The sequence below is a fragment of the Cellulophaga sp. BC115SP genome (assembly GCF_009905545.1).
Lineage (GTDB): Bacteria > Bacteroidota > Bacteroidia > Cytophagales > Spirosomataceae > Flectobacillus > Flectobacillus rivi.
The window spans coordinates 1-13,232 of record NZ_JAAALB010000045.1 but is presented as its reverse complement, the minus strand read 5'-3'; the positions used below and the strand labels follow the sequence as shown (position 1 = coordinate 13,232).

General features: G+C 37.1%; 12 protein-coding genes. 3 read left to right on the top strand and 9 right to left on the bottom strand.

Translation table 11 applies throughout. The features are described 5' to 3' along the window. Nucleotides 1–100 precede the first annotated feature (100 nt). Nucleotides 101–955 (top strand): LytTR family DNA-binding domain-containing protein, encoded by an 855-nt coding sequence (locus tag GVN22_RS22390; RefSeq protein WP_166553242.1) that lies wholly within the window; start codon nucleotides 101–103, stop codon nucleotides 953–955. 149 nt (nucleotides 956–1,104) lie between these two features. On the opposite strand, the gene GVN22_RS22385 is transcribed toward GVN22_RS22390, so the two are convergent. From GVN22_RS22385 to GVN22_RS22350, 8 genes are all read right to left on the bottom strand, one after another. Then, nucleotides 1,105–1,782, bottom strand: a complete 678-nt coding sequence (locus tag GVN22_RS22385; RefSeq protein WP_166553241.1) for a hypothetical protein — start codon at nucleotides 1,780–1,782, stop codon at nucleotides 1,105–1,107. Nucleotides 1,783–1,902: 120 nt separating this feature from the next. Further along, nucleotides 1,903–2,718 carry an NAD(P)-binding domain-containing protein gene (locus tag GVN22_RS22380; RefSeq protein WP_166553240.1) on the bottom strand — a complete coding sequence of 272 codons (816 nt, stop codon included), beginning with the start codon at nucleotides 2,716–2,718 and terminating at the stop codon, nucleotides 1,903–1,905. Nucleotides 2,719–2,729: 11 nt separating this feature from the next. Then, the gene (gene nadD / locus GVN22_RS22375) at nucleotides 2,730–3,302 is read right to left on the bottom strand and encodes a nicotinate (nicotinamide) nucleotide adenylyltransferase (RefSeq protein WP_166553239.1); all 573 of its coding nucleotides are present in this window, start codon (nucleotides 3,300–3,302) and stop codon (nucleotides 2,730–2,732) included. A 78-nt stretch (nucleotides 3,303–3,380) separates the two neighbouring features. Then, nucleotides 3,381–3,950, bottom strand: coding sequence for a guanylate kinase (gene gmk, locus GVN22_RS22370; RefSeq protein ID WP_166553238.1), 570 nt, complete (start codon nucleotides 3,948–3,950; stop codon nucleotides 3,381–3,383). A gap of 895 nt (nucleotides 3,951–4,845) precedes the next feature. Further along, a complete protein-coding gene (locus GVN22_RS22365) occupies nucleotides 4,846–5,466 on the bottom strand; it encodes a sigma-70 family RNA polymerase sigma factor (protein WP_095166239.1) in 621 nt (206 codons plus the stop codon). A gap of 294 nt (nucleotides 5,467–5,760) precedes the next feature. Further along, nucleotides 5,761–6,198 (bottom strand): hypothetical protein, encoded by a 438-nt coding sequence (locus GVN22_RS22360; protein ID WP_205691006.1) that lies wholly within the window; start codon nucleotides 6,196–6,198, stop codon nucleotides 5,761–5,763. Between the two features lie 116 nt (nucleotides 6,199–6,314). Next, nucleotides 6,315–7,190 (bottom strand): rod shape-determining protein MreC, encoded by an 876-nt coding sequence (gene mreC, locus GVN22_RS22355; RefSeq protein ID WP_166553236.1) that lies wholly within the window; start codon nucleotides 7,188–7,190, stop codon nucleotides 6,315–6,317. A 386-nt stretch (nucleotides 7,191–7,576) separates the two neighbouring features. Continuing rightward, nucleotides 7,577–8,602, bottom strand: a complete 1,026-nt coding sequence (locus GVN22_RS22350) for a rod shape-determining protein (protein WP_095166233.1) — start codon at nucleotides 8,600–8,602, stop codon at nucleotides 7,577–7,579. Between the two features lie 611 nt (nucleotides 8,603–9,213). On the opposite strand from GVN22_RS22350, the gene GVN22_RS22345 reads away from it, so the two are divergent. Both GVN22_RS22345 and GVN22_RS22340 read left to right on the top strand, forming a co-directional pair. Next, the gene (locus GVN22_RS22345) at nucleotides 9,214–10,374 is read left to right on the top strand and encodes an acyl-CoA dehydrogenase (RefSeq protein WP_166553235.1); all 1,161 of its coding nucleotides are present in this window, start codon (nucleotides 9,214–9,216) and stop codon (nucleotides 10,372–10,374) included. 437 nt (nucleotides 10,375–10,811) lie between these two features. Beyond that, complete coding sequence (locus GVN22_RS22340) at nucleotides 10,812–11,738, top strand: AraC family transcriptional regulator (protein WP_095166228.1); 927 nt, start codon at nucleotides 10,812–10,814, stop codon at nucleotides 11,736–11,738. 180 nt (nucleotides 11,739–11,918) lie between these two features. Here GVN22_RS22340 and GVN22_RS27930 read toward each other — a convergent pair. After that, the coding region (locus GVN22_RS27930; RefSeq protein WP_166553234.1) for a pseudouridine synthase at nucleotides 11,919–13,232 on the bottom strand (1,314 nt) is incomplete at its 5' end.

The following is a 13,232-nucleotide window of genomic DNA, read 5'->3' as shown; positions in this document are numbered from 1 at the left end:
TCTCTGTTCTGGTAATTTACCCTAAGTCGTAAAGCATTACGTCCCTACACAAAAATATTCAACCATTTATTCAGCATTCATTCAATTAATCAAAAAGCCAATGTTTAAAATACTCTCTCAGCCTTATCCACATAACGCAACGCCTCGAAAGAGTATAGTTTTATCTATTGCAACAGGTTTGTTTATCGCCTCTTTTTTGAATTATTTCCAACCCTTCGGCTCAGCCAATTGGCACGACCCAAGCAAACCTTGGATATTATCAGGTTTTGGATTGGTGAGTACCTTCATGATGTTGTTCAACTATTTTGTAGTGCCTCGTATCTTTTCGATCAGCTTTGCAAGCGAAAATTGGACGGTAGGGAAAGAAATGCTCTATGTTGCATTTAATCTATTCTCGATCGCTTGTGGCAATATCGCCTACAGTGCCATTACGCATTTGGTAGATGTTCAAGTAGGAGGTTATATTGCGATGTTGACATATACCTTGGTTTTAGGCATATTCCCTGCCACCATGATTATTCTTATCAATTATATCTATCACTTAAAAAAGTATGCCCTAGCTCCTACCAATATCGTTACGCCAACTACTACTCAAACAGAAGAGGAACTACTCTTAAGCTTGGTAGCCGAAAACGAAAAAGATAAAATAGCCATTCCTGCCCCTCATCTTCTTTATATCGAATCGAGTGATAACTATTGCACAGTGTATTTTCTAGAAAATGAAACTTTGTGCAAAACCATACTTCGTAGTAGTCTTACAAGATTGGAAGGGCAAATCCCCGAAAACACCAATATCCTCAGATGTCATCGCTCATTCATTGTCAATCTTTCTCAGGTAGAAAAAATATCAGGAAATGCGCAAGGCTACCGTTTACATTTATTGAATCAAAACGGACAAGTGCCTGTAGCAAGGAAATATGCGTATCTGGTGGATCAGATTAGAGTTGGGCTTTAATTTAGTGATTTGTGAATGAGTGATTATATTAAAAATCTATATTCTAATATTAGAGACTCAAAGCATTGCATCTTTACAAGTAATAATCACTCATACACTCAATCACAAATCACCAAATTTAGGATGAGTAGTTTATCTCAAAACCCAAATTATTCTATCACAGCTATTCGAATTTCGGTAGGTTGCTGAATATATCTAAGACCTTTGAGTTTGAATTGTTGTGTGAGAGACGCAATTGGATTCAATTTAATATCCATACTATATTTTTGGTCTATCTGATCATAAATATGATTTTCAATAGGAGTTTTAATCAAATCTTCGATAGCAGCTATTATTTCAGGAATACTCATATTGACTACCGATAATTCCGAACCATTGAACGACTTACTCTGAACCATCCCAGGTATCAGATTTTGGGTCACAAATGTTGCTAACTTCTTTGCATCATCTACCGAAAGTACCCATCTATCTTCTACCTTATTTTTATATCGTACTTTTTGGTTATATTTTTTTAATAGGGAATCCATCAGCATAATTTTTCCATCTTCAAATAATAGCGAATCGGTGCGCAAGATTACATTGACATTTTCGGTCTTTACGATTACATCTGTAGGCTTTTCCAATGAAATTTTCTGCTCTGCCAACAGCATACGATAGACTTCAAATAAGTTGTAGTTTTTGAATTGTAAAAAACCACTACCATTGGCAATACCAGAGGATAATTCAGGATTGCCTTTGCTGATACTAATTGAGATACTTTGCCCATACGCTTGATTACCTAAGAGCCAACAACAAATGAAGAGAGAGATACCAATGTGTAGTTTCATGAATTTTAAATTAAGGTGAAATTTTATATAAATACTTTCTACCCTAATTTACCAATCCTTTGCTTCATTCTCTACTTTTCATCGCTGTTTCGTAAATAGACTTATTTTACGCAAATCCCATTAACAAACAACGTCTCGATACTTATAATCCACAGGATTGGCATAACGAAACTCGTATCCAGTCTTGTTGAGCAACTTTGTAGCATCTATCACTTTATAAGGAATCGTTGTTTCGGGCTCTATAAAAATAGGTTCTGTGAAACCTAGCTCGGCACAGTTTTTCAAATACACTTCTTTTCTAACAGGATGCTCTGGAGATACAACATTGAAGGTTTCTCCAAATATTCCCTTTTCAAGAATGGTAGTCACCACACCAACCGCATCTTCTTGATGCACATAATTGACGGGAATAGCACCTGTATTGATTGTTTTTCCAGCAAAATATTTCGCAGGAATACGCTCTGCTCCCATCAAGCCTCCACAACGTAAAATGGTTACATTATCTCCCAAAGCATTTTTCAAGAGGTTTTCGACCTGAATCAAACTATGAGTGGAGATTACTTCGTTATCTTCTGTGGCAACTTGTCCCAAATCAGGATATACGGAGGTCGATGAAATATAAACTACTTTTTGAATTGTTGACTTCTGAAGCGTGGGCAATATCCCTTCAATTTGTTCTACGTGAAAAGAGTCACCATATTTACCTGCTCTTGGAGGAATAGCGATTACTAGCACCTCTGCTTGTAGTAATGTTGTTAGTGCCTGTTCATCAGCCTCTGGATTGAGTTGTAATACCACAGGGCTGATTCCTGCCTCAGACAATAGGATAGTTTTGGCTTCGGAAGTTACCGAACCTATGACCTGATGCCCCTTGGCTACCAGATTCTTTCCTAGTGGAAAACCCAACCATCCGCATCCTAAAATTGCTATTTTCATCGTTGTGATATTTATAGATAAAACTTCTTTCTCTGGATATACTCTTCTACTTCTTCGGGTACCATGTATCTTATTGGTTGACCGTTTTTGATACAATCTCGAATAAATGTTGCCGAAATATCCAATGAGGGAGCTTTTACCAATTGTACATTAGGATGTTTTTCTAATTCACTTGGCTCGGAGTTTGGTCGTGGATAAACATATAGACCAAAATATTCTAAAATCTTATCTGCGTTTTTCCAGTTAGGAAACTGTGCCAAATTATCACCTCCAATAATTAATTTAAACTCATAATTAGGATGTTTCTCCTGCAAACGAATTAGGGTATCGATGGTATAGGAAGGTTTTGGCATCGAAAATTCAATATTCGAAACACGAAAAAGAGGATTATCCTGAATAGCTTTTTCGACCATATCCAAACGGTCGAACTCATGTAAAAGCGATTTATTTTTCTTGAAAGGATTTTGTGGCGAAACGATAAACCATACTTGGTCGAGATCGGTAGTTGTTGCCATCACATTGGCAACAATCAAGTGCCCTACGTGAATGGGATTGAATGAGCCAAAAAACAAGCCTATTTTCATTGCGAATAGATATCAAAACAAAAGGGTTGTTAGTAAATCAAATTTTTGACCTACCAACAACCCTTTTGTAAGTTATAATTATTTTGTAAAATCGTCGAAAAGCTTTTGTGCTTTTGCTACGGCTTCATCCAAATTGTCGTTCAACAATACTACGTCAAATTGGTCTTGGAAAGACATTTCGAAGTTCATTTTAAAAACTCTTTTCGAGATAGAGTCTTCCGAATCAGTACCGCGCTCACGAAGTCTTTTTTCTAGTTCTTCTACGCTAGGTACTTTTACAAAAATTGATAATGCACGCTCCTTGTAATACTCTTTCAATTTAACGCCACCACGTACATCTACATCAAAAATTACATGCTTGCCTTCTGACCACAATCTTTCGATTTCTGATTTGAGTGTACCATAATAAGCGCCTGGATATACCTCTTCCCATTCCACGAATTCTTGTTGTACAATTTTTTGTTTGAATTCGTCTGGCGTCATAAAGTAATAATCCTTGCCGTTTTCTTCGTTACGACCACGTTTGTCGCGCGTACATGCCGAAATAGAAAAACCCAAATTAGAGTTAGTAGCCAAAAGGTGCTTTACGATAGTAGTTTTACCTGAACCAGATGGAGCCGAAAAAATAATAAGTTTGCCGTTTTCCAATGCTTAAAAATTTTAGGGAATAAAAGATTGGTATTGTGATTTTATAAAACGCTTCTTAGAGTATGATTAAATTTTATAAGTCATTAAAAATAAAAAAATTGTATTTATTTTTATGAAATCCTGTTGTTTGAGCCGCAGGCGAGTTTAGGATTTCTTGACTTTCTTTTGTTACTTTTCTTGTGTCAAGACAAGAAAAGTAAGGTGTGGCGAAGGGAAATTTTGTTTTTCCGATAAAAGCCAAATAAAATTTTCAAACATACTCTTACTAAAGAGAAAAGTTGTATTTCACACACCAATTATTTTTCAAAAATACTCATTATTTATTGATATGACAAAGCGAGCCGAGTGCCTCAAAAGCAAAAGGTTATTAAGTCGTATCCAATACAAGGACAACTTAATAACCTTTCAAAAGTTCTTCTTGGCGTTTGTTATTTTACAAGCCGCTTATTTTTTTCTTGATACAATCAAGTAAAGAAGACGGGACACATTTCTTTTCCAATCTTAGTTGCATTGCGTCTTTTATACATTTTTCTAATTCATAGCCCTTTTCGCATGGCAAACACTTATCCATGTTACTTTTAAATTGAGCTATTTGCTCCTCAGTCGCCTGTCCATCTACAATGAGTTGAACAAGTTTCATACATTCGCCCTCATGTTCGCAATGAGTCTTCTTTTGTTGGGGAGTCCCTTGCACCTTCTCAGCCTCGGAAATCATGTCTTTATAGAATTAAGCAGTTAACTTGGTTATTTTCTAATGAATCTATTTGTCAAAGCAAACGATAAACTTTTTGTATTTTGATATAAATCAAGTAGTTATTGAACAGAGTGACCAAAAAAAAAATTCCAGTTTTGTAAAAAAGTTTTTAATTTCTGATTTATGTCACCTATCGGATAGCTAATTTTCTGCCAAAGTGTCAGCATTGACATCATATCCTAAATTTTTGGCATAACTTTTCAGTTTCTCTTTGAGGAGCATACGAGCACGGTGTAAGCGTGAGCGTACTGTACCAATAGGAATATCTAGGATTTTGGCCATCTCTTCATACGTAAATCCTTCGATGTCGCAGAGGATAATCACTGTTCTAAAATCTACAGGAAGTGAGTTGAGCGCATTGGCTATTTCGTCTCCAATCAAATCTTGGACAGTTTCGGCACGTAAATCTACCGTTTGAGTAGTTTCAGCATCTTCCTCCGAGTTGTAGGTTGTTTCTACATCTTGGTAATCTACTTTTGAAGGTTCTTTCGATTTCTTTCTGAAATCGTTGATAAAGCTATTCTTCAGGATTCTGAACAACCAAGCTTTGGCATTAGTTCCTTCTTCAAAAGAATTGATAAAGCGAAAGGCTTTTAAGTAGGTATCTTGCACAAGATCATTGGCATCGTCCTCATCGTTGGTAAGGCGAAACGCAAAGTTGTACATAGAATCTATATGGGGCATAAACTCCTTTTCGAAAACTCTATGTTTTTCGGTTTCCGAATAGGTTTGGAGAGTTGGGATTTCTTCTTGCTCTGACATAGCTGATGATGAGTCTCTTTTTTAAAAACACATTATCCAATCGTTCGACAGAGTACAGCTCTACTACTATCACTATCTCGTTGACTCTGTCTCTAAATTCTCAAACGCTTGAATACTATTATGTACAAACAATCTGCCAAGAATGATTTTTGTCAATTTTATGACAAAAAGGCATACTAGACATTCTTCATTGTAAAGCTCTCCAATCAATACAGCAGGAGTAATATTGAAAGTGTTAAGCTCTACCGACGACTCGCGAAATCCAAACAAACAACTGTTTTTCAAGATATTCCTTTATTCTTTTCTGAAAAATTGCAGAATAATAATAACAGTGTTAGTGAAAATAATACTAGCTAAGACTTTGAGTATCACCTGAAAGAACAAGCCCCAATCAGATGCCTCTAACATGAACAAAACAAAGTGGTGAATCAGTGTAAGAATACCTAAGTAAGAAATAAACCAACCAAAGCCCATCGAACGCAAAGTGAGTACTTGACGCTCGTCATATCCCCTTTGTGGCGTTAGCAACGTAATAATTGACGGACGCAAGTACGCAATCAAAGTGGTTGCTGCCGCATTGGCTCCTGCGGTATTATAAAATATATCTACAAATAAACCTGCTACAAAACCTAAAAGCACCAATTGCAAACGACTTGTTTCAAATGGTAACAATAAAACAGCTGCTACGTAAGAAAAGCAAAATGCGTAATCAAAGAAAACAAGCTGTCGCACAAAAAACACTTGTAACAACAAGTAGAATATAAAAGTTAAAACTTCTGGGATTATATTTCGAAGAGTCATTTACTTGGTTCTTAATTTTCGATTAGAGTGGATGGCTCCTTTTCTACTTATGGTTTAGTTGTTTGTGGCGCTTTTGAAGTCTGAGGAGTTTTATTCTCAGGCGTTTCCTCTAATTGCTTCACTTCTTTCTCTAATCTGTTTTTGATTACGTAAACATACGAGAGTGTGTTGAAATTAGTTGCCACTTTCAACTGAATATCATGAAAAGTCATATCTTTCTTTACACCAACTTTTGTTACATACCCAATCGCAATATCTGCTGGGAATACGTAATTGTAATCGGAAGTCACGATGGTATCTCGTTGTTTAACTGATTTGTAGCGAGAAACATCTGTCATTTCCAAAAGCTCAGGATTTTTTCCATCCCACTTTACCGAACCAATTTCGTTATTTCGTCTAATCTTGGCAGACATCGTATATTCGGAGTGTAATACCGAAATTACGCGTGACATGTGCTCAGAACAGGATTTGATTTTACCAACTACACCCGTTGAAGAAATTACCCCCATACCAGGTGCCAAGCCATCGGCAGTACCTTTATCGATGGTGATATAATTATTGAACTGATTGGTTGTCAACTCCGTTACCTTAGCAACGATTGGCTGAAAACGAGCGGCAACGATAGAGTCTGCTTTATAATTTACCTTAGGCTGTACCAACTGTTGAGCTTGTAACTTCAACACCATTTCACGCAATTGCTTGTTTTCCGTCGCCAAATCCTGATTGACATTGCGAAGGTTATAATACACGGCAATAGAATTGGATGTTTCGAGAGCTTTGGCTGCGTAGTAATTAGTTGTATTGAAAAAAACAGCGTTGGGGTAATTATTATATGAATAAAACATCCACAAACTCAGTACTTCCAAAAGTACGAACACAATGAAAGCTCGTTGCTTTGAAATGAACTGAAATAGTCTATACATTTCTTTTTGAAGAGTAAGGTTTTTGACAAATTGAAAAATTGAAGCTTTAGACCGTAGGCTCTAAGCGCTAGGCATGCTACAACTGAATGTACTTTTCAAATAACAAGAGGGAATAAGTATGACTGCTGAACTATGAGCATAAAATATAGATTACCAATATTTTACCTCTTCAACTCATCAAACTTAATTTTGCACTATTACTCAATTTAGTAGGAAAAGTTAAATTGATTTTACCTACAGTTGACACTAAACTTTATGCCATAAGTGAAAAGTATAAAAATACTTCTTGTCTAGGGCTTATAGCCTAACGCTTGAATCATAACAAAAAAGTGAATGAGAAATTGAGCTAAGCTATTTCCCATTCACTTTATCCTAAATCGTTATTATTACGAAATTAGAATCGGCTTGTAGTGGTCGAGGTGTTTCAGCACTTCGCCTGTACCTCTTACAACCGCTCTTAATGGGTCATCTGCAATATGAATAGGAAGCTTAGTCTTATTAGCAATACGTTTGTCCAAACCATGCAACAAGGCACCACCACCTGTCAAATGAATACCGTTATGGTAAATATCTGCCGAAAGCTCAGGAGGAGATACTTCTAGGGCTTTCATTACTGCTTCTTCAATTTTGGAAATAGATTTATCCAAAGAATAAGCAATCTCAGAATACGTTACTTTAATTTCTTTTGGAATACCTGTCATCAAGTCACGACCGCGGATTTCGTAATCTGCTGGAGGGTTTTCTAATTCTGGCAATGCCGAACCAACTTCAATTTTGATTAACTCAGCTGAACGCTCACCAATCAATAAGTTGTGCTCACGACGCATGTAATCTACAATATCACGTGTAAATACGTCGCCCGCAATACGAACAGAAGCCTCACAAACGATACCCGAAAGAGCAATAACTGCAATTTCAGTAGTACCACCACCGATATCAACAATCATTGAACCGTTTGGCTGCTCAATATCAATACCGATACCGATTGCCGCTGCGATAGGCTCATGTACCATATACACCTCTTTAGCACCTGCATGCTCACAAGAGTCTTTTACAGCACGTTTTTCTACCTCGGTAATACCCGATGGAATACAAACAACCATACGATGAGAAGGTGTGAAAAAACGACTACCAGTATCAATCATCTTGATCATACCACGAATCATCAATTCGGCAGCCGTAAAGTCTGCAATTACACCATCCTTCAAAGGACGAATTGTTTTAATATTTTCATTGGTTTTTTCGTGCATCTGCATCGCTTTGTTACCAATCGCTAATACTTTGTTGGTAGCTTTGTCTAAAGCGATGATTGAAGGCTCGTCAACCACAATTTTATCTTTATGAATGATAAGGGTATTAGCCGTACCCAAGTCAATAGCAATGTCGGATGTAAGGAAACTAAATAATCCCATTTTATTAGTTCTTCTTGGCTTGTTTTAAAATCTTTAAACTCTACTATACTTTTAAAATCAATTAGTGGTAATACACTTAGGTTTATAGCTTGGTATAATACACCCGATTTGTCTCTATTACAAATTCACTCACGCAATGTCGCTGTATCGAGTAATTACTCCCTCGCTCCTTTCCTAGTGTCTTATAGCTCGATTTTCTTGCCTGTATTGATAACGTACTTGGATTTGTTATCAATACCAGAATGTCATATCGCCACAAAATCCTCAATAACTACTCGTTTTTCTGCAAGTTATCGAAAAGTTTAGACTATCACAAACTCTCTTATACGACCATTTTCTTGTAAAAGTGCAAAATTAGAGAGAAAGTTGGAGATTTTACCCTTCTCTTTCAAAAAAATCTATCGGAAATTTTTTTTTCGAAAAAATAGTATGCACGCATACCTTTTACTATATTTGAATCATTATATATAAGGTATTTAAAATACCAAATACCTATCAATAGCTACACACTTATGTAACAGATTCTCAAGCTATAATAACAAACGATAGGTTGAGTCTTGATTGTATTACCGTTCAATCAATTGATCATCAATTAAACTTTATTTTAAACTATGACAACAGCATTAAATGGACTAAATTTTCAGTTTACAGAAGAACATTTAGCCGTACAACAAGCCGCTAGAGACTTTGCTCAAACAGAGCTCCTATCTGGTGTAATTGAACGTGATGAAAAGGAGTTTTTTCCAGAGGAATTGGTCAGAAAAATGGGCGAAATGGGTTTCCTCGGAATGATGGTTTCGCCAGAGTATGGCGGTGGTGGTATGGATACGGTTTCGTACGTGCTGGCAATGGAAGAATTATCCAAAATTGATGCTTCCGCCTCGGTAATGGTATCGGTCAATAATTCCCTAGTTTGCTATGGGCTGGAAGCTTTTGGCACAGAAGAACAAAAACAAAAATATTTGGTTCCACTTGCCTCAGGACAGCATATTGGAGCTTTTGCCCTATCCGAACCCGAAGCTGGTTCGGATGCAACCTCCCAGCATACTACTGCCGAAGACATGGGCGATTATTATTTGCTCAACGGTACAAAAAACTGGATTACTAATGGCGGTCGTGCCAATACCTATCTGGTCATAGCACAAACGCATCCCGAAAAAGGACATAGAGGTATCAACTGCCTCATTGTGGAAAGAGGAATGGAAGGTTTTCAGATTGGAAAGAAAGAAAACAAATTGGGAATCCGTGGGTCAGACACACACTCGTTAATGTTTACCGATGTAAAGGTTCCTAAAGAAAACCGCATTGGACCCGATGGCTTTGGATTTAAGTTTGCGATGTCTACGCTCAATGGAGGTCGTATTGGTATTGCAGCGCAAGCATTAGGGATAGCTTCGGGAGCGTATGAATTGGCTTTACAATATTCTAAGGAGCGTAAAACATTTGGTAAACCTATTGCCGAGCACCAAGCTATTCAATTTAAGCTTGCTGAAATGGCAACCCAAATCGACGCCGCAAGATTTTTATGTTTAAGAGCAGCTTTGGAGAAAGACAATCACCAAGACTATGTTAAGTCGGCGGCGATGGCCAAACTGTTTGCTTCACAAGTAGCAATGGACACGACCGTAGAGGCGGTACAGATACATGGAGGTTACGGATTTGTGAAGGAGTTTCATGTTGAGCGACTCATGCGTGATGCCAAAATCACACAGATTTATGAAGGTACTTCCGAAATTCAGAAAATTGTGATTGCCAGAGAATTATTAAAGTAACATATTACAGGTTTATTAAAGTTGTTAAAAAAAATTTTGAGTCAAATTTTAAAGCCGTTGGGTCACTTCGTCAGAACCCAGCGGCTTTTTTTGTACTTTTTTTATAAAGATTACATTAATCTCATGCCTCAAATTGCTTTTAGCGTAAATACACCTCTTTTTGGTATTTTTTGGCTCAAAATCTTTACTTTTCTTGCCGATTATCTTGAAAAAACACAAAAACTATGAAATATTCAAATATTTAACACAGTCAATTTCCCCCTTAAAAAAGCCTCTTCTTAGGATATTACAATAATAATCAGCCCAGTATGAGAAATTTACGCAAAAAAAATCCTGATACTTTTTTTATTTATATTTTGGAATTTTAATGCGATTTATTAGTTTTGTCCTAAATTTATCTATCATTGTTTTCAATTTATAGAAAATAAGCCGCAGAAATGGAAGATTATAATAAAATCATAGAGTCCCTTGGTGTTAAGTTCATCAAGTCTCGTAACATTAGAATATTACAACCAATCAGAATCAAGAACTTTTACGACGTAGAAAACACACTCTTGATTTTGTACAACGGTGAGGTATCATTTGGTGAAGAAGCTGTTCATGCAGAGGTTGGCGATATGCTCTTTATCCCAGGTGGAAAGATGCTATCATTAACTTATGGTAACGCAGACAAACCTAAGATTGTATCTAACGAAGAGTTCATGACTCATCGTGAGTTGTACTTTGAGCCAAATCTTGAACCAGCTAGAATTGGTCAAGTTGAAAACTCTTTTGGCTTAGTAGCTTTCGAAGCAAAAGTATTTGATTCGGTAAACTTCTTTACTTCATTAGACATTCCTCCTTTCTTGATCAAGAGAGACGATAAGTTGGCTCACATGATCAACGAAATCTTGAAAGAAGATATGTGTGATGTATTGGGTAAAGGACGTGTAATCAAGATAAAGACAGAAGAAATCGTTATCGAGATTATTCGTTATATCATCAAAAACCGTTTGTTTGTTGAGCAATTAGCCACTAACAGTACTTACTTCAAAGATCCACGTTTGATAGACATCTTTGCTTATATCAAAGACAATATCGGTGGCGACTTGTCAAACAAAGTATTGGCAAACGTAGCGAACGTATCAGAGGATTACGTAGGACAGTATTTCAAAATGTTGACGGGTATCAACCCTCAAGATTATATCGAATACCAACGTATGGAAGCCGCTGTAGGTTTGTTGCGTACCTCTAAAAAGTCGATTCGTGCTATTGGCGCTGAGGTAGGTTATAAAGATACTGCTTACTTCTGTCGTCGTTTCAAGATGATGTTTGGTATTCCAGCAGGAAAGATGCGTCGTCGCGAATCATTAATGAACTTGTAATTTCAAGTTTTGTCGGCTTATACGGTACAAGATTTCACTTTCAAAATTATATAAGAGCCTCTGATTTTATCAGGGGCTTTTTCTTTGTGATAAATATGCCTTTAAGGTATTACAAAAGTAAAAAGGCGGTATCGAAGTAAATCGATACCGCCTTTTCAATAGATATAATCTCAAACGAAACTACACAAAATATTTCAACTTGATTACTTCCTGTTCTGTCAAGAATCTCCAAGTACCTCTTGGCAAGTCTTTTTTGCTTAAGGTTGCAAAGGTGGTACGGTCAAGTTTCAATACTTCATAGCCCAATGATTCGAAAATTCTTCTTACAATACGGTTACGACCTGAGTGAATTTGAATACCTACTACCATGTTATCTGGTGTTACAATTGCTAATTCATCAGCTTTGATTTCACCATCTTCCAAAGTAACACCTTTCAAAATCGCATCAAAATGTTCGGTAGTAAGTGGCTTATCCAACTCAACTTGATACACTTTTGTAATTTCATTTGATGGGTGAGTCAATTTGTCAGCCAATTCACCATCGTTTGTCAACAACAACAAACCTGTAGTGTTTCTATCCAAACGACCTACTGGGTAAATACGCTCTTGGCAAGCATTAGATACCAAATCCATCACTGTTTTACGTTCATTTGGGTCTTCGGTAGTTGTGATAAAGTCTTTCGGTTTATTCAACAACAGATATACCATTTTCTCACGGCTCAACTTACGGTTACCATATTTTACAATATCACCGTGTTTTACCTGATAACCCATTTCTGTTACAACCTTTCCGTTGATTTTGATTTCGCCAGCTTTGATCAAATCATCAGCTTCACGTCTTGAGCATACACCTGCGTTAGCAATGTAACGGTTCAAACGAACTAAAGATGAAGAGCTTTCACTTTTCTCAATTTGCTTTTGAACTTTCTTTGGTGCTGTTTCTTTGTATTTATCTAAACGGTAGGTTGGCGTCCATTTATCTGATTCTTCTTGTGGGCGGTGTGCTTTGAAGAGGTTTTTTTTTCCTCCAAAGTTTGCTTTTGCCGAACCATAAGTTTTTTCAGATCTCTCCGTTCTTGGTTTTCTTTCCGAACCTTCTTCTCTGCGCTCGTTACGTGGAGCATCTTTGTCAAATCTTGGACGGAATTCACGTTTCTCACCATCAAATCCTCCTTCACGACGTGGGCCACGTGAGTCTTCGCGGTTGAAGTCACGTTTTTCAAAGCCACGACCTTTATCTTCAAATCTTGGACGAAATTCACGTTTCTCGCCATCGAATCCTCCTTCACGACGTGGACGTGAGTCTTCACGGTTGAAGTCACGTTTTTCAAAGCCACGACCTTTATCTTCAAATCTTGGACGGAATTCACGTTTCTCGCCATCGAATCCTCCTTCACGACGTGGACGAGAGTCTTCGCGGTTGAAGTCACGCTTTTCAAAGCCACGACCTTTATCTTCAAATTTTGGACGGAATTCACGCTTTTCGCCATTGAA